General features: G+C 40.5%; 22 protein-coding genes. 16 read left to right on the forward strand and 6 right to left on the reverse strand.

What is annotated here, in order from left to right; genetic code table 11:
- Positions 1–104: 104 nt before the first annotated feature.
- The 4 genes from EDC17_RS14390 to rsmI form a co-directional block, all read right to left on the reverse strand.
- Positions 105–1238, reverse strand: a complete 1134-nt coding sequence (locus EDC17_RS14390; RefSeq protein WP_132778740.1) for a cysteine desulfurase family protein — start codon at positions 1236–1238, stop codon at positions 105–107.
- A gap of 31 nt (positions 1239–1269) precedes the next feature.
- The gene (gene lnt / locus EDC17_RS14395) at positions 1270–2886 is read right to left on the reverse strand and encodes an apolipoprotein N-acyltransferase (protein ID WP_132778741.1); all 1617 of its coding nucleotides are present in this window, start codon (positions 2884–2886) and stop codon (positions 1270–1272) included.
- A 7-nt stretch (positions 2887–2893) separates the two neighbouring features.
- Positions 2894–3628 (reverse strand): PH domain-containing protein, encoded by a 735-nt coding sequence (locus EDC17_RS14400; RefSeq protein ID WP_132778742.1) that lies wholly within the window; start codon positions 3626–3628, stop codon positions 2894–2896.
- Between the two features lie 111 nt (positions 3629–3739).
- The gene (rsmI, locus tag EDC17_RS14405; protein ID WP_132778743.1) at positions 3740–4402 is read right to left on the reverse strand and encodes a 16S rRNA (cytidine(1402)-2'-O)-methyltransferase; all 663 of its coding nucleotides are present in this window, start codon (positions 4400–4402) and stop codon (positions 3740–3742) included.
- A gap of 118 nt (positions 4403–4520) precedes the next feature.
- On the opposite strand from rsmI, the gene EDC17_RS14410 reads away from it, so the two are divergent.
- Entirely contained in the window at positions 4521–4961 is a 441-nt protein-coding gene (locus EDC17_RS14410; protein WP_132778744.1) for a hypothetical protein, read from the forward strand.
- A gap of 249 nt (positions 4962–5210) precedes the next feature.
- Positions 5211–6482: a serine--tRNA ligase gene (serS, locus tag EDC17_RS14415; protein WP_132778745.1), complete on the forward strand. Its 1272-nt coding sequence runs from the start codon at positions 5211–5213 to the stop codon at positions 6480–6482.
- Between the two features lie 168 nt (positions 6483–6650).
- Here the strand turns inward: serS and EDC17_RS14420 are convergent, their stop codons facing one another.
- Positions 6651–8042: a LutB/LldF family L-lactate oxidation iron-sulfur protein gene (locus EDC17_RS14420; RefSeq protein ID WP_132778746.1), complete on the reverse strand. Its 1392-nt coding sequence runs from the start codon at positions 8040–8042 to the stop codon at positions 6651–6653.
- A gap of 349 nt (positions 8043–8391) precedes the next feature.
- Between EDC17_RS14420 and EDC17_RS14425 the strand changes: the two genes are divergently transcribed.
- Entirely contained in the window at positions 8392–8754 is a 363-nt protein-coding gene (locus EDC17_RS14425; RefSeq protein WP_132778747.1) for a hypothetical protein, read from the forward strand.
- Positions 8755–8820: 66 nt separating this feature from the next.
- Here the strand turns inward: EDC17_RS14425 and aspS are convergent, their stop codons facing one another.
- Positions 8821–10575, reverse strand: a complete 1755-nt coding sequence (gene aspS, locus EDC17_RS14430) for an aspartate--tRNA ligase (RefSeq protein WP_132778748.1) — start codon at positions 10573–10575, stop codon at positions 8821–8823.
- A gap of 403 nt (positions 10576–10978) precedes the next feature.
- On the opposite strand from aspS, the gene mraZ reads away from it, so the two are divergent.
- The 13 genes from mraZ (at position 10979) to ftsZ (ending at position 26715) form a co-directional block, all read left to right on the forward strand.
- Positions 10979–11452 (forward strand): division/cell wall cluster transcriptional repressor MraZ, encoded by a 474-nt coding sequence (gene mraZ / locus EDC17_RS14435; RefSeq protein ID WP_132778749.1) that lies wholly within the window; start codon positions 10979–10981, stop codon positions 11450–11452.
- Positions 11445–12362, forward strand: coding sequence for a 16S rRNA (cytosine(1402)-N(4))-methyltransferase RsmH (gene rsmH / locus EDC17_RS14440; RefSeq protein ID WP_132778750.1), 918 nt, complete (start codon positions 11445–11447; stop codon positions 12360–12362). Before mraZ ends, rsmH begins: the two co-directional genes overlap by 8 nt.
- Positions 12363–12373: 11 nt before the next feature.
- Positions 12374–12784: an FtsL-like putative cell division protein gene (locus EDC17_RS14445; protein WP_132778751.1), complete on the forward strand. Its 411-nt coding sequence runs from the start codon at positions 12374–12376 to the stop codon at positions 12782–12784.
- A gap of 14 nt (positions 12785–12798) precedes the next feature.
- Complete coding sequence (locus EDC17_RS14450) at positions 12799–14913, forward strand: penicillin-binding protein (RefSeq protein ID WP_132778752.1); 2115 nt, start codon at positions 12799–12801, stop codon at positions 14911–14913.
- A 1-nt stretch (position 14914) separates the two neighbouring features.
- Positions 14915–16369 carry a UDP-N-acetylmuramoyl-L-alanyl-D-glutamate--2,6-diaminopimelate ligase gene (locus EDC17_RS14455; RefSeq protein ID WP_132778753.1) on the forward strand — a complete coding sequence of 485 codons (1455 nt, stop codon included), beginning with the start codon at positions 14915–14917 and terminating at the stop codon, positions 16367–16369.
- Between the two features lie 8 nt (positions 16370–16377).
- A complete protein-coding gene (gene mraY / locus EDC17_RS14460; protein WP_132778754.1) occupies positions 16378–17622 on the forward strand; it encodes a phospho-N-acetylmuramoyl-pentapeptide-transferase in 1245 nt (414 codons plus the stop codon).
- 1 nt (position 17623) lies between these two features.
- Positions 17624–18997 (forward strand): UDP-N-acetylmuramoyl-L-alanine--D-glutamate ligase, encoded by a 1374-nt coding sequence (gene murD, locus EDC17_RS14465; RefSeq protein ID WP_132778755.1) that lies wholly within the window; start codon positions 17624–17626, stop codon positions 18995–18997.
- Between the two features lie 10 nt (positions 18998–19007).
- Positions 19008–20222 (forward strand): FtsW/RodA/SpoVE family cell cycle protein, encoded by a 1215-nt coding sequence (locus EDC17_RS14470; protein ID WP_132778756.1) that lies wholly within the window; start codon positions 19008–19010, stop codon positions 20220–20222.
- 12 nt (positions 20223–20234) lie between these two features.
- Entirely contained in the window at positions 20235–21329 is a 1095-nt protein-coding gene (gene murG / locus EDC17_RS14475) for an undecaprenyldiphospho-muramoylpentapeptide beta-N-acetylglucosaminyltransferase (RefSeq protein ID WP_132778757.1), read from the forward strand.
- Between the two features lie 7 nt (positions 21330–21336).
- Positions 21337–22689, forward strand: a complete 1353-nt coding sequence (gene murC, locus EDC17_RS14480) for a UDP-N-acetylmuramate--L-alanine ligase (RefSeq protein WP_132778761.1) — start codon at positions 21337–21339, stop codon at positions 22687–22689.
- A gap of 1 nt (position 22690) precedes the next feature.
- Positions 22691–23509 carry a cell division protein FtsQ gene (locus EDC17_RS14485; RefSeq protein ID WP_132778758.1) on the forward strand — a complete coding sequence of 273 codons (819 nt, stop codon included), beginning with the start codon at positions 22691–22693 and terminating at the stop codon, positions 23507–23509.
- 12 nt (positions 23510–23521) lie between these two features.
- On the forward strand, positions 23522–24889 hold the full coding sequence (gene ftsA / locus EDC17_RS14490; protein ID WP_132778759.1) for a cell division protein FtsA: 1368 nt from the start codon (positions 23522–23524) through the stop codon (positions 24887–24889).
- Between the two features lie 140 nt (positions 24890–25029).
- The gene (gene ftsZ / locus EDC17_RS14495) at positions 25030–26715 is read left to right on the forward strand and encodes a cell division protein FtsZ (RefSeq protein WP_132778760.1); all 1686 of its coding nucleotides are present in this window, start codon (positions 25030–25032) and stop codon (positions 26713–26715) included.
- The last annotated feature ends 152 nt before the right edge of the window (positions 26716–26867 follow it).

A 26867-nucleotide genomic window follows, 5' to 3' on the forward strand; every position in this document is an offset into this window, starting at 1 on the left:
CGTTATTCTAACAAACCGCCTTGGTACGGATCCGTATGCCGGGTGGTGTGAGAGGACAGATAGGGAAATAATCCCTATCTTCCTACTCGATTATTACATATTTTCTATTCACTGTCACAAATCTCTTTGAGCTTCGCTACTACATGATCTATTTCTTCTTTCGTATTATTTTTGCTAAAAGAAAATCTTACTGAAGGTCTATCCGGGTCAGCTTGGATAGCACGCAACACATGCGAACCGATATCCGATCCTGAGCTGCATGCGCTGCCTCCAGATGCAGATATGCCTGAGATATCCAGATTGAATAGCAACATATCACTCATATTAGTACAAGGCATAGAGACATTCAGCACGGTGTATAAAGACTGCTGAGGCTCTATATTTCCATTAAATTGTATAGTCGGAATTGCTTTGGTCAATTCTTCTATCATATAGCTTTTAAGGCCTTGGATATAACTCTGATGTTGTTCCATGTCGCGATAGGCAATTTCTAGCGCTTTGGCCAGGCCGGCGATACCGTAAACATTTTCTGTACCACCACGCATATTGCGCTCCTGAGCACCACCAAATATGAGTGGCTTAATTTTGTTATTTGAATTAATATAAAGAAAGCCTACACCCTTAGGTCCGTGAAACTTGTGCCCTGCACCCGTGATAAAGTCAATTTTCATTTGAGACAGATTATGGGGATAATGTCCCATTGTCTGTACCGTGTCCGAATGAAATATCGCTTGGTATTGCTGACAAATTTCAGATACTCTCTGTATATCGCTAAGGTTACCTAGCTCATTATTCGCATGCATGAGGGATACCAATGTGCGCGGATTATTTGCTAGTAACTCTTCTAAATGGGCTAAGTCAATATTTCCTTTATCATCCACACGTAATAGATCGAGGTGAATCTTGCCTGTTTTGGCGAGCTCTTCGAGGGTATGCAACACTGCGTGATGCTCAATTGGCGAAGTAATCGCATGCGTAATGCCGAAGGCTTCAATGGATCTGACGATAGCCATATTATCCGCCTCTGTGCCGCCAGAAGTAAAGAATATCTCTGCGGGTGCAGCATTTAGCAACTGCGCAATTGTTTTTCTTGCTTTTTCTACTATGGTCTTAGCTTGTCGACCATGCGAGTGAATAGAGGATGGATTTCCGTATTCATTTTGCATCGTTTGCACCATTACCTCAATTACTTCAGGGTCTAACGGTGTGGTCGCTGCGTTATCTAGATAAATATGCATTCGGCAAAATTAGGTATTTGATAAAATATATTTAATTAATTTTTTTGTTTTTAGGGATGTAAATCACCACAACAGAGAATAACATGCCCAGCAATCCTAAATAGGCAATGAGATCACCATATTTAGTATAGAAGGTGATATCATCGTTTAAATTTATTTCTTGAGTCAATGCAGCTGGTACCCACCATTCCGTACGTTGGGTGATATCGCCTTTTTGGTTGATAAAGCCTGATATTCCGGTGTTGGCAGACCGCGCTAGCCAGCGTCTATTTTCGATTGCACGCAGTTTGGCGTAGGCCAAGTGCTGGTCTTTTCCCGAAGTGTCTTTCCACCAACCATCATTCGTTATTACCGCAATAAATTGTGCTCCTTTGCCCACATATTCTGCTACATAATCACCCCAAATGGATTCGTAGCAAATCGTAGGCGCAACACCAATACCACTTTGTGCATACAATACCTTCGGCTCTGTATCCTTTCCATAACCGCCGGTAGTTCCTCCAAAATGCTCAAAGAAAGGTTTCATAAAATTCAATACGGTGCCAAAAGGGGTTTGTTCCACGCCGGGGACTAATTTTGACTTATGATAATATTGCAGCTTAGTGGAACCATCTATTAGAGTCGAACTGTTAAAATAATCTATATAGCTCGGTCCGAAGGGGCGTGCTGTAGGTGTCTGCGCTTCTTGATATAGGGCATAACTTTCAATACCAGAGAGTACATTACCATTGCGATAAGCGCTTAGAAAATCTACGATGCGTGCATAAGATGGATATTCCCGAAAATCTTCTTCATTAATACCGCCACGAGCCGAAATTGCTGTCTCAGGCCATATAAAAAATTCTGTATTCGGCTGCGCAACACTTTTGGAAAGATTGATGAGATTTTCCAATTGTTCTTCCGGCGTTATAGACCCAAACTTTTGGTATGGATCAATATTAGGTTGTACAACTACGATTTGCGCGGGGTTGATGGGTTCTTCATAGCTTATATATTGAATCACCGAAATCAATATCGGCATGAATGCTGCAGCAAGGGTTATTGATAGAAGCGCTTTTTGTGAATAGGCTTGTACCTTGTGCTTATACTGCCAGTAGAACATGAATGCTAAGATATTTACGATCCATATCCATAAAGTACCACCATATACACCCGTCACGCTATACCATTGTATGAGCTGGTGAAAATTCGCAAAACCATTCCCTAGTGTCATCCAAGGGAAGGCTAAATCCCAGGTTTGATGTAAATATTCATAACCTATCCAAAAAGATACCAAGCCAATAAAGCTGATCCTGATATTCTGAGTACGGCGCATGGCGTAGAATAACCGGAATGCCGTCGCCATTAACAAGGGAGCTAATCCGAATGGTATCAGCGCTATTAACAAAGAAATCCATGCAGGAAGTTGGGCATTCATCGCATTAAATACCCAATAAATAGACGCCGTATTCCACACAAATCCCGTTAAGAAAGCTGTCCAGAATATTTTTCGGCCTTTATTACGGTAGTCTCCACGGATGATATTTTCCACTGCCACGAGCAGAGGAACAAAGCCAATGAGCAATAATACACTGCTGTAAGGGATAGGAGGCCATCCTAACCAAAGAATAAAGGCACTTAATAGTGCCAGTAGATAATTTTGTTTCACGTGCTAACTATAACTGTGATAAGATTTCTGCTTTTTTATTTTCGTACTCTGCTTGCGATATGAGCTGTTTATCGAATAGATTTTTCAGCTTTTTTAATTTCATGGTAAGCTCATCCTCTTCCTCGGGTGCAGATGCTGCCGTCGCCGGAGTAAGTTGCTGTGGCGTCGTAGCTGCGACATAGGTGTTGTCTTGTTGAACAATAGGAGGCGTCACTATTTTTGGCGTCTCTTCTACCAGCGGTAGCTGAACTTCGTTGCTTGTATCCTTATAGATGTCGCGGACAGGTACGATGGGTTTTGAAATGACAGGTTTTGTCTCCGCAACGGTCTTTTCTGCCATTTCCGATCCACTGGATTTTATTTCTTCCAGCACTTCTTTGATGAGCTGATACAAGCGACGTGCCTGCGTCTTAGGGATATAATCAATACTTAAATTCTCACCAGTAAAAGGAATAACCGTTACTTTGGAACCAAAAATCTCTTCCTTAAAAGCGATATCTTTGATATCCTTCCAATTGAAGATCTCAAAGTTTGTTGCCAAACCAAGCTTTGTAAATTCACACAAGAAAATACGCCTATTACTGATGGCGATGCTATCCGGCAATAGGGTGACTGCAGGTTTTTTCTGCAACGCAATGTAGCTGATCACTTCATCATGATTCAACATTGTCGCTATTTTGCTGTGTATTTTTTCGACTACTTTCGGGTCTTGACCGTCTTGTATAAATTTATCCAAACTCATTTTTAATTATTAATGTAATTAATATTTGGTAAAAAAGCCTTAGCCATTAAATAAGGTAGCTTCCCTTTTATATTTTTTGCACATTATGATGTAGACCCACTCATACATCAATTACGCGCCTGCTACACAAAATACAAATTCTCCTTTGATTGGATTGTTCTCAAAATGTAATTTTAATTCCGTGAGCGTGCCTCTTACATTTTCTTCATACAATTTACTCAATTCTCTGGAAATAGAAGCCTGTCGCTCTGCGCCAAAGTATTCAATAAATTCTTCAATTGTTTTGAGCAGTCTATGTGGAGATTCGTAGAATATCATTGTGCGCTTTTCTTCTACTAATTGTTTCATACGCGTCTGACGACCTTTTTTTACAGGAAGAAATCCTTCAAAACAAAAGCGATCATTTGGCAAACCAGAGTTGACTAGTGCAGGAACAAATGCCGTAGCACCGGGCAAACATTGCACCTGGATACCTTCTTTTATCGCTTCACGCACCAAAAGAAATCCAGGGTCTGAGATGGCTGGTGTACCTGCATCAGAAATCAAGGAAATAGTCTGACCTTCTTTCAGAAATTTTATAATCTCTGAAACAGCTTTGTGCTCATTGTGCTGATGATGTGCAAAAACTTTTTTTTCAATGCCAAAATGCTTAAGCATAGGAGCACTCGTGCGTGTGTCTTCTGCCAGAATCAAATCCGATTCTTTCAAAATACGTATGGCACGAAAGGTCATATCTTCCAAATTGCCTATAGGCGTAGGGACTAAGTATAGCATATTCCAAAGGTAAGGAATTTTTATTCTTCTTTTACTTGGACAAAATGCGGTTTCCCGTAAGGAAAAGTCGACTGATCGCCCTAATCTTGCACCTTTTAATTTCAAAATTATTAATCGTATGAAAAAATTATTGGTATTGTCGGCCGTAGCTTTGGCTTTTACTTCATGTTCTGTCATTAAATCTGGAACTTCAAAATCTATGGATATAGTGGGATCAGGTGTTATTCATGTTCCAGTGATTGCGGATTTGGATGTGCAGCCTGCTAAACAACAAATGACAAAATCATATACAAAAGTCTTGTCCATGGAGACAGCAAAAAATAATGTTATCCGTGAATTATTGAAGCAATATAATGCAGATGTATTGATCGAGCCGACTTTTGAATCAGAAACAAAAAATGGAACAACCACGATCACAGTGAAAGGCTGGCCAGCTTCGTACAAGAATTTCAGACAGATATCCGAAAAGGATATTCAATTTTTGGAGGTTGCACCGTATTACCTTCAAAAGGCTACATCGGTATCTGTATCCGAAGAGCAAGGAAAGAAAAAGAAATAACAACGTTAATGCAAATATATTGTACACCTTCATCGAGAGATGAGGGTGTTTTTTTGTAAATAATAAAAGACTTAAACAGATCGTCTAAGTCTTTTATATAGGAAAGTTGTAATGGAAAAATTTATTCTACTACATATATAACGCGAATAAATACAATACGCTACAATATGGGTGCAATTTTGATTTTCGGTAAAATTTAAGGGATTGTCGTGCTCAGTTCTTATCTTTGTGCCCATAAACTCAAAATATATGTTGCAGTTAAATTATATCCGTGAAAACAGGGATGCGGTAATCGAGAGATTGTCCGTTAAGAATTTTAAAGATGTAGCGATGGTTGATCAAATCATTAGCTTGGATGAACAACGACGCAAGATTCAAAGTGAGTCTGACGCGATAGCTGCTGAAGCAAATTCGTCCGCGAAGCAGATTGGCGATTTAATGCGTCAAGGTAAAAAAGAAGAAGCTGAAGCCATCAAATCAAAATCCTCCGGATATAAAGAGCAAATCAAACAACTAAGCGAGAAATTGGCGGAGGTAGAGGTTGAATTGAATGACAAAATCGTTCAGTTGCCTAATTTGCCTCACCACTCTGTACCTGTTGGTGTAGCTGCAGAGGACAATGAAGTGGTGTTGACCCATGGTGAAGTACCTACTTTACTAGAAAATAAATTGCCTCACTGGGAATTGCTTACCAAATACGATATCGTTGATTTAGAATTAGGCGTGAAAGTTGCTGGTGCGGGTTTTCCGGTGTATAAAGGCAAGGGAGCGCGCTTGCAACGTGCTTTGATCAACTTTTTCTTGGATCAAGCAGCAGAAGCAGGGTATAATGAAGTACAAGTTCCCGTTGTTGTAAATGAAGCTTCAGCTTTTGCGACAGGACAACTTCCAGACAAAGAAGGTCAAATGTATCATGTCACGAATGATGAATTATATTTGATTCCTACGGCTGAAGTGCCCGTTACGAATTTGTATCGTGACGTAATCGTTAAAGAAGAACAGTTTCCTATCAAGCATTGTGCATATACTCCATGTTTCCGCCGTGAAGCGGGTTCATACGGAGCGCATGTGCGCGGCTTGAACCGCTTGCACCAATTTGACAAGGTCGAGGCTGTACAGATCGTTCATCCGGACAAGTCATATGAGGTAATCGAGGAGATGAGTCAATATGTACAAGGATTGTTGCAGAAATTAGAACTGCCATACCGCGTATTGCGTTTGTGTGGTGGTGATATGAGTTTCACAGCGGCATTGACTTACGATATGGAAGTATATTCAGCTGCGCAAGAGCGTTGGTTAGAAGTTTCTTCAGTGTCTAATTTTGAAACCTTCCAGTCCAATCGTCTTAAAGTCCGTTTCAAAAATGAGGATGGCAAGATGCAATTGGCGCACACGTTAAATGGTTCAGCTTTAGCGTTGCCACGTATTGTAGCGTCGATCTTAGAAAATAACCAAACTGAAAAAGGCATTAAAATTCCAGCGGTTTTGGTGCCTTATACAGGTTTTAAATATATAGACTAAGAATAAAGTTTAAATAAATAGAAAATGGCTACAGAATTCTGTAGCCATTTTTTTTATTGCGTCATTTCGAAAGGAAAAAATGAAGTGAGAAATCTAAAATTATAAATGCAAAGATTTCTCCTTTCGTAGAAATGACATCTAACGTTTATGTGTTCGTCAATTTTGACTTTATTTTTCCTTATTCTTCTGTTGCTCTTTCCATTGTTTTGCAAAGGATTTGTCTGGAAATTTTGGTAATTCACGATTTGTTCCCCATGATTTTTTGAAGAAATTTCGCATAAAGAAGTTTTTAAATTTACCGCCAAAGAAATCTATCCATTTTCTGTTTTTGATAGCAAAAGTAAAGCCTTTCCACATGCGCTGTTCAGTAACTGGAGAGAGGTTTTCTTGCACAGAGTCTCTGCGATTGAGTAAAAGCATTTTTTGAATATCGATGCCTACCGGACATACTTCTGTACACTTACCACAAAGACTAGAAGCATAGGATAGATGTTTGAATTCTTTCATGCCGTTGAGATGCGGTGATATCAAAGATCCAATCGGCCCTTGATAAGTCGTTTCATAGGTGTGTCCACCGATGTTTTGATAAATCGGACAGACATTCAAACAAGCACCACAGCGAATACAATACAGACCCTGCCGTTGATCCTTTTTCTGTAATACATTCGTGCGTCCATTATTCAGTAATACTACATACATTTCCTCGGGTCCATCTGTTTCTTGAGCTTTGCGCGGACCGCTGATTAGCGTGTTGTACACCGTAAGATTTTGACCTGTTCCATGTGAAGCCAATAGGGGCCAGAATAAGTCCAAGTCTGTCATGCTAGGAATGACTTTTTCTATGCCCACCACGGCAATGTGCACTTTGGGGAAAGATGTGCTAAGACGTGCGTTCCCTTCGTTTTCGGTAATGGCAATACTACCGGTGTCCGCCACCAGAAAGTTGGCACCAGTGATTCCGATTTCTGCCGTTGTGTATTTGTCGCGTAAGAGCTCGCGCGCTTTCATCGTCAGCTCTTCTGCTGTAGCTTCTAAGGGTGTGTCGAATTTTTCGTGGAAAAGCTTAGCGATCTCTTCCAGACTTAAGTGCATAGCAGGCGTTACGAAGTGATAAGGCTTGTGATTCAACAGTTGAATGATATATTCACCTAAATCACTTTCGATGGGCTCAATGCCTTTTTTTTCGAGAAAATCATTCAGTTCAATCTCTTCGGTAGCCATCGATTTGGATTTAATAACAGATCGGGCATTGTGCTTTTCAAAAATTTTCCAAATCTCTTCTCGTGCTTCCTCTGCGTCATTCGCCCAAATAATTTTGCCTCCGTTGGCTGTAAAATTTGCTTCAAAATCGACTAAGTATTTGTCTAAGTTTTCGATCGTACGCCATTTGATCAGATTGGCTTTTTTCTTGGTGTTTTCCAAATCGAAAAACTTGTTTTTTCCCTGCTCAAATGCCGCGTTGTATTTATCCATGTTATTGGTAATGATTTCGCGGTGACGGAGGTCAAAGGATTTACTTGTACTGTCTACTAAAAATTTATCTGCAATATTTTGCGCCATGCTTCTCTACTTATGCTCTTACAAAAATAAATGTTGGCTATTAAGTAACCAACATTTAAATATAGTGTAATTTGCTGAGTTAATGTTTGGTGAGTTGCTATTTTTTCCTCCACAAGAAAAACTAATGGGATTTTAGTTCTTTAGAGTATTTGTGCGCTCTACATCGTCAGCATCTTTAAGATTGCGAGGGAGGATTTGTTGAGAATAAATATTTAACTTATATTTAATTTGTGTTGCAAAAAGTAAAGATGATTTTATGAGCGTGTGTTTTGTTTTAATAACAAAACCATTGCATGCTCAGATTCTTAGTTTGGGCGCAAAAGCCCAAAAGGAGGTCATGTTTTAAACGGTGGTACATTTTGACATCGGAGATGCATCCTCAAGGTCGGCACATGAATATATGTGGGGGATAGATTATACAACAAAAAACAAGTATGCACCGTCCGGTATTATGCCGCAAGCAACGTATGGTTATCGACTTTGGGATGATAAACGATCGGAATTTTTTGTGATGGTAGGGAGTTCAGCGGGCTATAATTTTCAGCTTTCCCGGGACTTTTCGAACCAAATCAAAGTTAGTCCTTTCGTGTATGCAGAATATATTGGTGTCATCAATGTAAAAATTGGATATGACTATGCGACAAAAATAAACAAAGGTTTCCCTTTTATTTCTGTTGGATTGGGCGGTTTTCATGCTTTTAGAAATTTGTGATAGGCTTATAAATAGAAAGAGGCAAGTTATAAGCTTGCCTCTTTTGTATTGTTCGTAATATTCTATTTAGTTTTTCAATGCCAACGCTAGACTCAATTCATCTAATTGTGCATTGTCAATTGTTGCGGGCGCATCAATCATCACGTCACGTCCTGAATTGTTTTTAGGGAATGCAATGAAATCGCGAATGGTCTCTTGACCACCTAAAATCGCTGTCAATCGGTCCAAACCAAATGCTAAACCGCCGTGTGGTGGCGCGCCAAATTGGAAAGCATTCATTAAGAAGCCAAATTGCTCTTGTGCTTGCTCTTGCGTAAATCCTAAATGCTTGAACATTAACGCTTGCATATCTTTATCGTGAATACGGATCGATCCTCCACCGATTTCGTTACCATTCAATACCAAATCGTAAGCGTTTGCACGTACTTTACCTGGATCGGTATCCAATAAGTGCATGTCTTCTGGTTTCGGCGATGTGAAAGGGTGGTGCATCGCGTGGAAACGTTCTGTTTCTTCGTCCCATTCTAATAATGGAAAATCTACAACCCATAAAGGAGCAAATTCGTCCGATTTACGCAATCCCATACGGTTCCCTAATTCCATACGTAATGCGGATAATTGCGCACGAGTTTTGTTAGCAGGACCTGATAATACCAAGATTAAATCACCTTCTTTAGCACCTGTAGCTTCTGCCCACTTTGCTAAATCTTCTTGATCATAAAATTTATCTACCGAAGATTTGTATTGTCCGTTAGCTTCACATTTTACGTAAACCATTCCCGATGCGCCTACTTGTGGGCGTTTTACCCAATCAATTAGTGCATCAATTTCTTTACGGGTGTATGTTGCAGCACCAGAGACAGCGATTCCAACTACCAATTCTGCTGAGTTGAAAACGGCGAATTCTTTATGTTGTGCAACTGCGTTCAATTCACCGAACTTCATGCCAAAACGAATGTCTGGTTTGTCGTTTCCATATGTACGCATTGCTTCATCGAAGGTCATGCGAGGAAATTTCTCTACTTCGATGTTATGGATTTTTTTCAATAAATGACGGGTCAAACCTTCGAATACATTCAGAATATCTTCTTGCTCGATGAATGACATTTCGCAGTCGATTTGTGTAAATTCCGGCTGACGGTCGGCACGTAAATCCTCATCGCGGAAACATTTCACAATTTGGAAATATTTATCCATACCACCTACCATCAACAATTGTTTGAAGGTTTGTGGCGATTGAGGAAGGGCATAGAATTGACCTGGATTCATACGAGAAGGCACTACGAAATCACGCGCACCTTCGGGCGTGGATTTGATCAAATAAGGCGTTTCTACTTCACAGAAATCTAAGTTTGATAAATAGTTACGCACTTCTTGCGTTACTTTATGACGGAACAATAAGCTGTTTTTCACCGGATTACGGCGAATGTCTAAGTATCGGTATTTCATACGGATATCTTCACCACCATCAGTATCATCTTCAATGGTAAAAGGAGGAAGTTGTGCTTCGTTGAGAATGGTAAGTTCTGTGACCAAGACCTCCACTTCTCCGGTAGGTATATTTTTGTTTTTGGACTCTCGCTCGATGACAGTTCCTTTGATTTGTATGACAAACTCACGACCTAAAGACTTTGCTAATTGCATGACACTGGCTTCGGTACGGGCTTCATCAAATATCAATTGTGTGATTCCATAACGATCGCGCAAATCCACCCAAATCATAAAACCTTTATCACGTGATTTTTGAACCCAACCAGCTAGTGTTACTTCTTTGTTTACATCGGCCATTCGAAGTTCGCCGCAATTATGACTTCTATACATATTAAACTAGTCGAAAATATTTGTTACAAAATTATTTGTTTTGGAGGACAATAACGAATCCAATTGTATAATAAAAACCGCGCTTGATCTGTCAAGTAATTCGAAGATTTTGCTTGCTTTCAAATTGCTCCACTTTGTCCCACCGATAGCAAAATTTTGGCAAAATTCGACTTTTTTTCGTTCCAAATCTTAAAAAAACAAGGTGTTTTTTTGGGAAAAAAGCATATTTCTCAACTTGCTGAAAATCAATAAAAGGGCCTTCTGTCAGACTATTTTGCAGGTTTTTTTGCTCTTCCTTGTAGCAGAAAATTGATGTGGAAAACTTTTTTGTGGGGGAAAGTGGGAGTATGTGGGAGAAAGTGTATACTTTTACATTAATTTTGATTAGCAGTATAGACTAGCAATGAATTTTTTAATCGGAGAGTACGAATGCAAGTTGGACGCCAAAGGTAGAATGGTGGTTCCTGCAGCGCTCAAGCGTCAGTTGCCTGACGTGGAGCGTGAAGGGCTTGTTGTGAATCGTGGCTTCGATGGGAATTTGGTGATTTATACACGTGCCGAGTGGAATAAGTTGTTGTCGCAGTTGTCCAGATTAAATCAATTCCAGGCCAAAAACCGTGATTTTGTACGCAAATTCACAAGTGGTGCTACGGAATTGCTGTTGGATTCAGCTGGACGTGTTCTTTTGCCGAAGGTGCTTTTGGATTATGCGGAGGTGGGTTCGGAATTGGTGTTGGTGTGTAATCTAAGTAAAGTTGAATTGTGGTCGAAAGCGAAGTATGAAGAAAAGATGAGCGCTATTTCGGAGGAAGATTTTTCGGATTTGGCGGAGTCTGTAATGGGTGATTTTGATTTAGAAGGAGGTATCAATGTCTGATGAGCGAGTGTATCATGTTCCTGTGATGCTGGAGGAGTGTATGGATGCGTTGGCGATTAAACCTGATGGTGTATATGTCGACGTTACTTTTGGTGGAGGAGGTCATTCTCGGGAGATATTGAAGCGTTTGGGTCCTAAGGGAAGGTTGATTGCTTTTGATCAAGATCCGGATGCAATCAATAATTCAATTGATGATTCAAGGTTTTTGTTGGTGCATCAGAATTTTCGTTTTTTAAAAAATTACTTGCGTCTGGAAGGGGTGAAGGAGGTAGACGGCATCTTGGGAGATCTAGGTGTATCATCACATCAGTTTGATGATGCTGAGCGTGGCTTTTCAATCCGCTTTGATGCGGATCTGGATATGCGGATGGATCAGGTTTCGGATCTGGATGCGCGTAAGGTGTTGAATACTTATCCGGAAGAAGAATTGCATCGCATATTTGGGATGTATGGTGAGGTGCAGAATGCGAAATCGTTAGCGAAAACTATTGTAACGGCTCGATTGAGTCAAGAAATCAATACCGTTGCGGAATTGAAGGAGGTGATAAAAAAGATGGTTCCACGAGGAAAGGAACATAAATATCATGCTCAGGTATTTCAAGCTTTGCGTATTGAGGTGAATAAAGAGCTAGAGGCTTTGCAGGAATTTTTGGTGCAAAGTATCTCGGTGCTCAAAGAGAATGGTCGATTAGTGATCATGTCTTATCATTCTTTGGAAGATAGGTTGGTGAAAAATTTCATGCTTAAAGGAAAGTTTAAGGGTGAAGTGGAGAAAGATTTTTTTGGCAATGAAATAAAGCCTTTGCGTGTGATCACGCGCAAAGCGATTACAGCTTCTGAAGAAGAGCTGCAAAGAAATAATCGTTCGCGAAGCGCCAAGTTGCGCGTCGCCGAAAAAGTGAACCAATAACTGGAGGTATTGTGTCGAGAAGAAATACATTACGTGGCCAAGAATTGAGCGAAGACGTTCAAGAGGAGATTTCTGAATCGGTAGAAGAGAAAGTGGAGGAGACGCGTAGTTTTCTACGCAATCTGTTTTCTCCGTCTCGTTTGTCTACCTATTTGGTAGCACGAAATCTGCCTTTTGTAGCTTTTTTGGCTTTTTTGGGCTTATTGTATATATCGAATAGACACATGGCGGAGCGCACAGTGAGGGAGATCGATCGACTGGGGCGTGATGTGAAAGAATTGGGTTGGGATTATAAATCCTTATCTGCGGAGTTGATGAAGTTGACGACACAGTCGGAGATTGCAAAACGTGCAGATACACTTGGGCTGAAGGAACGTACAGAACCGCCAATTAAACTAGAAGTAGTAAAGGAACGCAGGTAAGCAAAATATAAAGAGTGAATATTAGGAAATCCATATTAGTACGTGTATACCTGGCTTTTGGGCTTATGGTATTTGGTGCTTTGGCAGTTTTTGCCAAACTCCTGCACTTGCAATATGTGGATGGAGATAAGTGGCGTAACATTGCGGATAGCTTGACTATACAAGAGCGCGTGGTGGAAGCGGCGAGAGGAAATATTTACTCGGTTGATGGAAGTTTGCTGGCTACTTCGGTGCCGGAATATGAAATACGCTTTGACGCGATGTCTATCCCAGCGGAGCATAGTGATGTGTTCAATAATAAAGTGGATTCGCTGGCGGCCAAGCTTTCTTCGTTTTTTAAAGATAAATCGGCACGTCAATATTTGGTGGTACTGAAAGAGGCGCGCAACAAAAAGCAGCGTTATGTATTGCTCAAAAGAGCTGTTTCGCATCAAGATTTAAAAGTGTTAAAGACTTTCCCTTTATTCAAAACATTCCGGGAGGGCAAAAGAAGATATTCGAGCAGCTTAGTGGCTGTAAGGCAAAATAAAAGAATTCTTCCGTTTACGAATCTAGCGGCTAGGACGATAGGTTATAAAAACGACGAATTCAGAGTGGGATTAGAAGGGGCGTATGGCGATTATATCGAAGGCAAAAGTGGTGCACAAATGATGCAACGTATTGCTGGTGGTGTATGGGTGCCGTTGAATCGTGAAGTGGAGGTTGCTCCTGTGGATGGTTCGGATATTATCTCGACGATCGACGTGAATATGCAGGATATGGCGCAGCGTGCCTTGGGTAAACAGATGAAAATCAGCAATGCGGATGAGGGCTGTGTGATATTGATGGAGGTGCAAACGGGAGAGATTCGTGCGATTGCCAACTTTACTAAAGATAAGGATGGAGAGTATCGTGAGAAATTCAATTATGCTATTGCACAAAGAGCGGATCCGGGGTCTACATTCAAATTGGCTTCTTACTTAGCGGCATTGGATGATGGATTGGTAGATACCTCAACGACTATAGATATTGGAAACGGTACATACAAAGTTCCGTCGCATACTATCCGAGATTCTCACGCACCTAAAAAGTCTATTGTGACTGTGAAGGAAGCTTTTGAGGAATCTTCGAATGTGGCGATTACCAAGTTAATCAATACACATTACGGTAGTAATCCAAGTAAATACACGTCAAAATTGCATAGTTGGGGGTTGCATGAGCCTTTGCATTTGCAGATTCCTGGTGAAGGCATACCTGTGGTAAAAACGCCAAAGAATAGATCTTGGAGTAAATTATCGTTGATACAGATGGCTTATGGCTATGAGTTGTTGTTGACACCATTGCAAACATTGACGTTGTATAATGGCGTAGCAAACAATGGAAAGTTGATAGCGCCATTGTTCGTGCGTGAAATACGTCACCTGGGTAATACGGTAGAGCGATTTGAAGCTAGAGTCATCAACAAACAAATGGCGTCACCAGAAGCTATAAGTAAAATCAGAGGAATGCTGGAAGGTGTGATGATTGAGGGAACGGGTAAACGCTTGACAAGTCCACTGTATACTGCTGGTGGTAAAACGGGTACTGCGCAAATGGCCGACAATGCGAGAGGTTATGGAGCTAGACGCTATCAATCTTCTTTTGCAGGTTATTTCCCCGCTGAGAATCCAAGATATTCTATGATTGTGGTGATTCGTAATCCACGTAATGGATATTATGGAGGTTCGGTTGCTGGTCCTGTTTTTAAAGAATTGGCAGATATGGTTTATGCGAATGATCTGAAATTGCAGGGAACGTTTGCTAATAAGAAAGTCAATACGGCGGGCATGCGTACGCCGCTCACATTGAATGGTTCAAAAGAAGCTTCGACTAAGGTATACCAAGCTTTAGGCATTAGTCCTCAAAATTGGAATGCTATCAGTCAAGGTGATTCGGCGGTATCGCAAAAAGGCTTTCCATTCATGGAAGGAAATATAAAAGAAGGCGTAGTGCCTAATGTAAAAGGTATGGGCTTGGTGGATGCAATTTACACGATGGAAAATGCAGGTTTCAAAGCAAAAATCCTAGGTAAAGGTAAGGTCATCGCACAATCCTTAGCGCCAGGTCAGCGATTGAAGATAGGTTCAAATGTGTCACTAGAGTTGAATTAATATGAAATTAAAAGAGTTGTTGCACGCTATTCCTGTATTGCAGGTGTTAGGTTCACTTGATGTGGAGGTGGAAGCTATTGCTTTTGACTCTAGACAAGTGCAGCGAGGAACTCTTTTTGTGGCTGTGCGTGGTGTACATACGGATGGACACTTATATCTTACTACAGCGATAGAGAACAATGCCTCTGTAGTGGTGGTAGAAGATATTCCGGAGACTACCAACCCGTTTGTGACATATATCCAAGTGGGTGATAGTGCATATGCTTTAGGGATTCTTGCAGGTAATTTTTACGATAATCCTTCACAGTCTTTAAAACTGGTTGGCGTAACAGGTACCAATGGCAAGACTACTGTGGCCACTTTGCTTTTTAATTTGTTTCAGCAGCTAGGTTACCATGTAGGGTTGCTTTCTACGGTGGAAAATCGAATTGGAACCGTGATAATACCTGCGACACATACTACACCTGATCCGGTTGCGCTGAATAAGTTGCTCCGCCAAATGGTGGATGATGGGTGTGACTATTGTTTTATGGAGGTGAGTTCACATGCCGTAGTACAACAACGGATAGTGGGTTTGAGGTTTGCAGGTGGAATTTTCACAAATATTACCCACGATCATTTAGATTTCCATGGTACGTTCGATAATTATATCAAAGCAAAGAAAAAGTTTTTTGATGACTTGGACGGTTTTGCTTTTGCTTTGACGAATGTAGATGACAAGAATGGGTCTATCATGTTGCAGAATACAATTGCGCACCGAAAGTCTTACGGACTTCAAAATATGGCAGACTTCAAAGCTAAGGTTTTGGAATCTCACTTTGACGGCATGCTTTTGCACATTGATACGCATGAGCTGTGGGTCAAACTAGTAGGTGGATTCAATGCCTATAATTTGTTGGCTGTGTATGCAACGGCAATTCTTTTGGAGCAAGAAACCTCCAAAGTATTGGTTGCCTTAAGCGAAATATCAGGTGCAGAAGGGCGTTTTGAGACGATTCGTTCGGGCAATGGTATTGTTGGGATTGTGGATTATGCACATACACCAGATGCTGTAGAAAATGTATTGGAAACGATTAAAGACCTACGAAATGTAGGACAACAGATTATTACTGTATTAGGATGCGGCGGCGATAGGGATAAAACGAAAAGACCAGAAATGGCAAAAGTAGCCCTGAAATACAGCGATAAGCTGATCATCACTTCCGACAATCCGCGTACTGAAGATCCTATGCGGATCATCAAAGATATGGAAGCTGGAGTGGAGGTCGATAAGAAGAAAAATACATTTAGCATAGCCGACCGTCGTGAAGCTATACGTGCCGCATGTCACTTGGCAAATCCTGGGGATATTGTTTTAGTGGCTGGTAAGGGACATGAGAAGTATCAGGAGATAAATGGAGTGCGTCATCATTTTGATGATAGAGAAGAGTTGGAAAAAACATTTAACGAACAATAAGAAAATCGATGTTATATTATTTATTTGATTGGCTACAAGAAGATTGGAAATTACCAGGATCTGGATTATTCCAATATATCTCGTTTCGTACTGCGATGGCAGTCATCGTGTCTCTCATTATTACAACGGTATTTGGTAGTCGATTGATTCAATTATTACATAAAAAACAAATTGGTGAGACTGTTCGTGACTTGGGCCTTGAGGGCGAAAAGACGAAGCAGGGTACACCTACTATGGGTGGACTTATCATTATTGCGGGTATATTGATTCCTACCTTATTGTTTGCTAAGCTGGATAATATTTACATCATCATCATGGTCGTGACGACCTTGTGGATGGGAGCAATTGGTTTTTTGGATGATTACATTAAGGTATTCAAAAAAAATAAAGAAGGTTTAGCGGGTAAATTCAAAGTAATTGGTCAAGTCGGTCTGGGTATACTTATTGCCTTTGCCATGTACTTTCACCCCGATATCGTGGTCCGTGAGCAAGTGCACGATCCGAGTTCGGACAAACCTGTTGAGATTGTTATCAACCCCAATACGGGAGAAACTATTTATGCAGACAATGTAAAGTCAACAAAAACCAATATCCCTTTCTATAAGGATAATGAGTTTGACTATGCAAAAGTATTGACAGTGTTAGGTATTGATAATCCCTGGGCTACGTTTGGATTATTCTTGGTGGTGGTCGTTTTCATTGTGACAGCGGTGTCCAATGGTGCCAATATCACCGATGGAATAGATGGGCTAGCCACCGGAACATCAGCCATAATAGGTATTACGATAGCGATTTTGGCGTATGTATCGGGTAATATCATTTTCTCGGACTACTTAAATATCATGTATATCCCGAATTCTGGGGAGCTGGTGATTTTTGCGGGCGCATTTGTGGGCGCGTGTACCGGTTTCTTGTGGTACAATGCTTATCCGGCACAGGTATTTATGGGGGATACGGGATCTTTGGCTATTGGTGGTATTATTGCTGCTTTTGCGATTTTGATTCGTAAAGAATTGTTGATTCCGGTATTGTGCGGTGTGTTTTTGATTGAGAATCTGTCTGTAATCATGCAGGTATCTTATTTCAAGTACACAAAGAAAAAATATGGTGAAGGAAGACGTATATTTTTAATGTCTCCTTTGCATCATCATTATCAAAAGAAGGGATATCATGAAGCTAAGATTGTAACTCGATTTGTGATTGTAGGTGTAATATTAGCGATTTTGACCATCGTAACCCTGAAAGTAAGATAGCATGAGAAATATAGCACATACATATTACCCACAATCTGGACGCTTGGTGATTCTTGGCGCTGGAGAAAGTGGTGTGGGTGCCGCCATTTTAGGAAAGGATAAAGGCTTTGATGTTTTTGTGTCGGATATGGGTGTTATCGCGGATTCGTATCAGGCGCAATTGGAGGAAGAAGGAATCGTCTTCGAATCTGGTCAACATACGGAAGAGCTGATATTGAATGCGGCTATCGTTGTGAAAAGTCCGGGCATACCGGAGAGGGCGCCGTTGATTAAGAAGCTACGTTCTTTAAATATTCCGGTGATTTCGGAAATCGAGTTTGCGGCGCAATATACCGATGCAAAATTGATTTGTATTACAGGGTCGAATGGTAAGTCAACGACTACGATGTTGACCTATTATATGCTGCAAAAGGCAGGGATTAACGTTGGTCTAGCGGGCAATATTGGTAAAAGCTTTGCTTTGCAAGTAGCTCGTTCACCCTTCGATACTTATGTGTTAGAAATATCCAGCTTTATGTTGGATGATATGTATCATTTCCGCGCCGATATAGCGGTGATATTAAATATTACAGCGGATCATCTGGATCGCTATGAATATAAGATGGAGAATTATGTGAATTCAAAATTCAGAATGATTCAAAATCAACGTGCAGAAGATTACTTCATCTACTGTGTAGATGATGAAGAAACGGTGAAGGCATTACCGAGATTTCAGATACAGGCACAACAGTTACCCATGTCACAATTGCAGGTGCTGACGGTCGGTGCATATGTAGATGAAAACAACAATTTGAAAATTAACATACCTAATAGAGACGAGTTTGAGATGAATATTGAAGAGTTATCATTACAAGGAAAGCACAATGTCTATAATAATATGGCATCTGGCTTAATTGCCAAAGTGCAGGAGCTGCGCAATCAGAGCATGAAAGAAAGCATGGGCTCGTATGTAAATATTTCTCACCGACTAGAGCATGTAGCCCTTATTGGCGGAGTGAATTACATCAATGATTCCAAGGCGACAAATGTAAATTCAGTGTGGTACGCGTTAGAAAGTTTCTCTCCAAACATTGTCCTGTTATTAGGAGGAGTGGATAAAGGCAACGATTACGAAATGCTTCGTGATTTAGTACGCCAAAAGGTGAAAGCCATTATCTGCATAGGTAAAGACACTTCGCGTATTCATGATGCTTTCGAAGATGAAGTAGACGTGATCGTCAACAGCTCATCCATGGAAGATGCCGTGAATATGGCGTCACATTTGGCATCAAAAGGTGATACTGTATTGCTGTCACCAGCATGCGCAAGTTTTGACTGGTTCAAAAATTACGAAGAAAGAGGTGATAAATTCAAAGAGGCAGTAATGGCTCTATAAATACTGGTTTATGGAACAAATTTTTTCAAAACTAAGAGGTGATAAGTGGATCTGGATTATCGTGATAATTTTGTCAGGATGGTCTTTACTCGCTGTATACAGTTCTGTAGGTACTTTGGCTTATAAAGAGGGTAAAGGCACAGAGATGTATTTGATTAAGCATTTTGCTATTATCGCTATTGGCTTGGTTTTGATGTATTTGTCGCATAAGCTTGATTATCGCTGGTATGCTGGTATTTCTAAAATACTGATGGGTATTACCATTCCTTTGTTGCTTTATACGTTGGTTTTCGGTAGTTCGGTGAATGAGGCATCGCGGTGGGTAACTATTCCGGTGATTAATCAGACATTTCAGACTTCGGATTTGGCAAAATTGGCATTGATTACCTTTTTGGCGCGTATGCTATCGCACAAAGCGCATGAAATCAAGGATCTGAAAAAATCTTTTATCCCGATTATGGGAACCGTATGTATCGTATTCGTTCTTATTGCTTGGGCCAATCTTTCTACGGCGTTGATGCTTTTTGGTACAAGTGTACTATTGTTGCTTATAGGAAGAGTTTCTTTTAAGCAAATAGCTATAGTGTCGCTTGGAGTGGGTGTTTTGGGGTTGTTGGTTATTTCTGTAGGTCCACGTCGTGCGACATATTTCAGTCGTATCGAAGGTTTCTTTAAGACAGAACAGGTGGATGGTGCGCAAGTAAATGTACCCTTCCAAGAGGATAAAAATTTCCAAGCTAATAATGCGAAGATCGCTATAGCGACAGGCGGATTGTTTGGTAAGGGACCAGGAAATAGTGTACAGCGTAATGTATTGCCGCACCCTTATTCGGATTTTATTTTTGCCATAATCATCGAGGAATATGGGACAATAGGTGGAGTCATCTTAATTTTCCTTTACCTGGTGCTGATGTATCGTGTCATTCGAATAGTAACTCTGAGTCCGCGTGCATTTGGAGCTTTTCTGGCGGCAGGATTAGGGTTTAGTCTGACGATACAAGCATTGGCAAATATGGCGGTAGCCGTAGGACTTGGTCCGGTTACGGGTGTTCCATTGCCGTTGGTGAGTATGGGTGGTACTTCGATTTTGTTTACCAGTGTGGCCTTAGGGATTATTCTGTCCGTAAGTAGAAGTATTGAGGAATTAAAAAATAAGGAGGAGTTGCAAGAAGGGTCAATCACAGCGCCCAAAACTCCTAAAAAAGTGGTAGTAGGTACTGTTTAATTTAAATATAACATGGCGCATAAGGTAATTATAAGCGGAGGGGGAACAGGAGGGCATATCTTTCCAGCGATTGCAATAGCAAATGCGCTGCGCCGTGTGGAACCAGATATTGAGATTTTGTTTGTGGGTGCGAATGGTAAGATGGAGATGGAAAAGGTGCCTGCAGCAGGATATAGTATCATTGGATTGGATATCCAGGGTTTCAATCGTTCTTCTTTATTGAAAAATATAGCGTTGCCTTTCAAAATGGTAAAAAGTCTTTTGAAAGCAAGGAAGATTATAAAAGATTTTAAAGCTGATGTCGCAGTCGGTGTCGGAGGCTATGCTTCTGGTCCGCTGTTGATGATGGCGAATATGATGGGTGTGCCTACATTGATACAAGAGCAAAACTCATATGCAGGTAAAACCAATAAGAGTCTGGGTCAAAAAGCACAAAAGGTATGTGTGGCATACGAAGGAATGGAGCAATTCTTCCCGGCCGAAAAGGTGCTGTTGACAGGAAATCCAATTCGTCGTCCTTCAGTAGATATTGAAGGAAAGAAAGGTGAAGCTTTGGTGTCGTTTGGTCTAGAAGGAGGTAAGAAGACAATTTTAGTGACAGGCGGTAGTCTAGGTGCAGGTACGTTGAATGATTGTGTGAAACAAGCTTTTGATAAGTTCAAAGACGCCGATGTGCAAGTCATTTGGCAATGCGGCAGTTACTATCACGAGTCATTGAGTAAGGAAATACAGGATTTGCCTTATAATGTGAAGATGATGCCATTTCTACAGCGCATGGATTATGCTTATGCGGCGGCAGATTTGATTATAGCTAGAGCGGGTGCCGGAACTATTTCGGAATTGTGTGTGGTAGGAAAACCCGTGATTTTAGTGCCTTCGCCAAATGTAGCTGAAGATCATCAGACCAAAAATGCTTTGGCATTGGTAAATAAAAAAGCGGCTGTAATGGTGAAAGATGTAGAAGCAAGAGCCAAGTTGATGGAAGAAGCTTTGACATTATTGGACAATGGAAGTAAAATGAATGAATTAGCAGATAATATTCAAAAGCTAGCCTTATTGGATGCCGATGATGTTATTGCTCATGAAGTTTTGAAATTAATAAAATAAAGAAATGATAAATATTGATCAAATAAAGCAAGTTTATCTTATCGGTATAGGCGGTATTGGTATGAGTGGTTTGGCGCGTTATTTCCAACATTTGGGATGTACGGTGGCTGGATATGACCGCACCGAGACGGATTTGACGATTGCTTTGGTTGCGGAGGGGATTGACGTCATTTATGAAGATGATGTGAATGCTATTCCAGCGACGTTTGATCAGCCTTCGGATTCGAGCTTGATTATTTTTACTCCGGCCGTACCGAAGGATTTAAAGATTAAAAATCATTTTGTTGCCAAGGGATTTGAGTTGTATAAGCGATCACAAGTTTTAGGTTTTATCAGTGCGAGTCGATTTACGATTGGCGTAGCGGGTACGCATGGTAAGACTACGACTTCCACGATGATAGCGCACATCTTGAAGGATTCGGGTTATGACTGTTCGGCTTTCCTAGGAGGTATCAGTTCCAATTACAATACGAATGTTTTGTACGGGGATAATAATGTAGTTGTGGTAGAAGCGGATGAGTATGATCGTTCTTTTTTGACGTTGCATCCTAATATTGCGGTAGTGACATCGGCAGATGCGGATCACTTGGATATCTACGGCGATGAATCACATCTGATAGACTCTTTCAAAATGTATTTGGATAGAGTCGTGGAGGGCGGTTATCGTATCGTGAGAACAGGTCTTTCTTTCAGTGGTGATATTTCCTACTCACGAGATGATAAAGGGGATGCACATGCGGAAAACGTAGCGGTTATTGATGGTGAATTTCATTTTGATTATGTAAAGGGTGCTTTGCGTATTTCAAACATTAAATTGGGTATTGCAGGTTTGCACAATATAGAAAACGCAGTCGCTGCTATTACGGTAGCGTTATTGTTGGATATCGAACAGGATAAAATCGTTAGGGCACTAGCAAACTTTAGAGGAGCTAAGCGACGTTTTGAATACATTGTTCGTAATGAAAAATCGGTTTATATCGATGATTACGCGCATCATCCAGAGGAGTTGAGAGCATTTTTATCTTCATTGCGTAAGCTATATCCAAACAAGAAATTAACGGTTGTATTTCAGCCTCACTTATTTTCACGCACACGTGATTTTGTTGATGGTTTTGCCGAAGTGTTGGGCATGGCGGATGAATTGTTGTTGATGGAAATCTATCCGGCTCGTGAGCTGCCAATAGAAGGCGTGACTTCAACATGGTTGTTGGATAAAATTACACTGCAAAACAAACGTGTTGTGTCACCGCAGGAAGTATTGGCATTAGTAGAAAGTGAAAAACCTGAATTGGTTGTGACCGTAGGTGCAGGGGATATTGATAGATTGGTGAAGCCTTTAAAAGCAATTTTAGATAAGTAGTATGAAGAATATCAGATGGGGACTAATATTCAATGTTTTCCTTGGTGTAATAGCCTTGGGAGGATTGGTAGTGCTCATGGGATTGATAAGCAGAAAAGATGCCGTTCAGGTGTGTACGGTGTTGAAAGTGAATGTGGAGGGGAAAGAAACGTTTATCGACCAACATGATATTTCAAGAATGATAAATAATCAATTCGGTGCCATAGTAGGTAAAGAATTGAAAGCGATAAAATTCGAAGAAATTGAAAACGCGATAGAAAAATTGCCTTATGTATCGAACGCTGAAATTCACGCGGATATGGATGGCACTATCAACGTCAATGTTCATCAGCGGGAGGTAATACTTCGGGTGATCAACAGAGATGGTAAAGAATTTTATGTAGATACGAAGGGGCATAAGATCCCTGTTACATTGAAATATGTACCTCATGTATTAGTCGCTAACGGCAAAATTCAAGAAGGTTATACCAAACCTCTGGAACCGATAGCAACCAAGATGGTGCATGACCTGATTCGTATCGTCGAACATATAAAAGGGGATGAGCTATGGGAAAATCAGATTGTACAGATTTTTGTGAATGAACAATCGGATATCGAGTTGATCCCACGGGTAGGCAAAGAGGTATTGGTGATTGGATCCGCGGATTCATTGGATTACAAGCTTAGCCGTTTGGAAATGTATTACAAAAATATATTACCAAAGGTGGGTACAGAAGCCTACGCCAAAGTGAATGTAAAATACGGAGGACAAATCATCTGTGAGCGCAGAGAGGGGTGGTACATGGACAGCTTGCAAATGAAAATTAACATGAAAAATTAAAAAATACAGCATATGAAACCAAGAATTACAGACATTGAAAAAGAAAATCCGATTATCGTTGGTTTAGATATCGGTACTACTAAGATTTGTGTTACTGTGGGACGACGCAGTGGGACAAATAAAATAGAATTATTAGGCGTGGGTAAGGCAGAATCTGCTGGTGTAAATAGGGGTGTGGTCGCTAATATTCAAAAGACTGTATTTAGTATTCGTGATGCCGTTTCTCTAGCAGAAGGACAATCCAATGTAGACATCAAAGTGGTCAACATCGGTATTGCAGGCCAGCACATCAAAAGTATTCAACATCGTGGTATTTTGACCAAAAATGACGATGATGAAATCAACAGATTTGATGTAGAACGATTGATCTCGGATATGTACAAGTTGGTTCTTCCTCCAGGGGAAGAGATTATTCATGTGTTGCCTCAAGAATTTACAATTGATAATGAGCCTGGTATCAAAGAACCAATTGGTATGGCTGGTCGTCGTATGGAAGCCAACTTCCATATTATTTCAGGTCGTGTGACCGATATCAAAAATATCAAGAAATGTGTAGACAACGCTGATTTAGAAGTGTCTGCATTAGTACTTGAGCCTTTAGCATCATCCGAAGCTGTATTGGATGAAGAAGAAAAAATGGCTGGTGTAGTTCTTGTTGATATTGGTGGTGGTACTACAGATGTAGCTATATTCCACGAAGGCATTATTCGTCATACTGCTGTAATTCCTTTAGGGGGTAATATTGTAACAGAAGATATTCGTCAAGGTTGTGCTGTCCTTCGAAATCAAGCTGAGCAATTAAAAGTAAGATATGGATCGGCTTTAGCTGATGAAAATAAAGAAAATGAAGTGATTTGTGTACCAGGAATCCGTGGTCGCGACTCGAAAGAAATCTCTGTCAAAAATCTTGCTTATATCATTCAAGCACGTATGGAGGAGATTATCGAGCACGTATATTACGAGATCAAGTCTTCAGGCTATGAGGATAAATTGATCGCTGGTATAGTGATTACAGGTGGTGGAGCTCAATTGAAGCATTTGGTTCAATTGGTTGAATACATCACAGGTATAGATTGTCGTATCGGTTACCCAAATGAATATTTGGCGAAAACAGATATGCTCAACAAGCAGACATTGGAAGAAATGAAAAGCCCAATGTATGCAACAAGTATTGGTTTGCTGATCAAAGGTATCCAGGCGGTAGAAGAGGAGATGGATATGGCGATTGAAGAGCGTGAGCTTAAAAAACCACGCAAAGAGCAAATCAAAGAGATTGCTGACAAGCAAAGCAAAAAAGAAAGTTGGTTTACAAAAATTATCTCAGAATTTATCAAGGATAATCAAGAAATTGATGACGAAACTTTTATAGGAAAAAAATAAATTTTCCACACAGCAGTGAGTTTTCCACATAATCACAAATGTGGAAAACTCTTGTTGAGAATTTGGTATTATTACATTCGAATTGTTGAGTTTGGGTCGGTAGGTTAAGCTTGGCAGTTCTTTTTAAACAGGATATTATTATGTCGATACAATTTGAAATGTTAAAGGAGCAATCATCTATAATCAAGGTTATAGGTGTAGGTGGTGGCGGCGGCAATGCTGTTAATCACATGTACAAGCAGGGGATAAGTGGCGTTGATTTTATAGTTTGTAATACAGATGCACAAGCGTTGGAATTAAGTCCTATTCCTAACAAAGTTCAATTGGGAGCTAGTCTTACTGAGGGTATGGGTGCAGGTGCTGATCCTGATGTAGGTGAAAACTCGGCTATCGAAAGTATTGATGATATCAAGAGAATGTTGGGTACAAACACCAAAATGTTATTTATCACAGCCGGAATGGGTGGTGGTACAGGAACAGGTGCGAGTCCAGTGTTAGCTAAGGCGGCGAAAGAAATGGGTATTTTGACTGTAGCCATTATTACAACACCATTCACATTCGAAGGTAAAAAACGTCGTTCTCAAGCAGAAGAAGGATTAAGCGAATTACGTAAATACGTGGATTCATACCTTGTGATTTCAAATGACAGATTGCGTGAGATTTTTGGAAACTTGACAATGACAGCTGCTTTTGCAAAAGCAGATGATATATTGACAACAGCTGCCAAAGGTATCGCGGAGATTATAACAATTCCTGGTTATGTAAACGTCGATTTCAAAGATGTTCGTACTGTAATGAACGACAGCGGTGTAGCGATCATGGGTAACCATATTGCTTCGGGCGAGGATAGAGCACTTCAAGCGGTGACAGGTGCATTGGCATCTCCATTGTTGAAGGATAATGAAATCGAAGGAGCGCGCTATATCTTATTGAATATTACTTCTGGTAGAAAAGAGGTAACAATGGATGAGGTAGCTATTATTACAGATTATATCCAAGAGAAAGCTGGTTTGACAGCAGACCTAATTTGGGGTAATTGTATCGACGAAAGCCTAGAGGATGATTTGTCTGTAACTATTATTGCTACTGGTTTCCAAACTTCGGAAGAGCGTCAAAAGGAAAAAGAGAACGAGAAAATCGCTTTGCCTCTATCTCCTGATACAGTTCATTCTTTTATCAAACCTGTTGTTCAAAATCAATTTGTAGAAAAACCAGCAACGACTACTTCGACTACAAATTATGTGACACCTGTGACACCGACCAATACTGTAGGAGAATCACCGCAAGTAGATTTGTTTAATCCTGTAAAACCTACAAATGCAGCTGTGCAACAAGAGAGCCACATCGTGCGTCATACGCTAGATGTTGAAGAAGATGTTGCGGCAGAAGAGACTGTACAAGATAATGGTGGTTTCGAATTGAAAACATCGCCTTCTGTATTTGAATTCAAACTTCCTACTGTATTTGATGCTTATGAAGATAAGGTCAACGAAGAAGTGGAAGAAGAAATAAAAGATATCGTTGATACGACATATACATCTACTTTTGTGAATACAACTAAAGTAGAAGAAGAAGTGAACTTTGAAGATCAATTGCTTAAAACTAAAGAACGTATTTTGCGTCTTAAAGAGTTGAGCATGAAATTGAAGTCATCAAACGGCTTACAAGAGTTAGAAAATGAGCCTGCTTACAAAAGAAAGCAAAAGCCATTGGATGATGTGCCTCATTCGGCAGATTCACAAGTGTCTCGTTTTACACTTTCATTTGACGATGGCGTAACGGAGATCCGTTCGAACAACTCCTTTTTACATGATAATGTAGATTAATAGTAAAATAATTAACTTGTAATAATTAAGGGGTTCAACAATGTTGAACCCCTTTTATTTGTGTGCCCAGCATGTGCAATAACTCTAGGGTGTAAGTCCCGAACACGCCTTTACAGTGGGAAGTGTTAGCTTAGGACAAGGGTGTCCACCGC

It is taken from the genome of Sphingobacterium alimentarium (assembly GCF_004342685.1).
Classification (GTDB): domain Bacteria; phylum Bacteroidota; class Bacteroidia; order Sphingobacteriales; family Sphingobacteriaceae; genus Sphingobacterium; species Sphingobacterium alimentarium.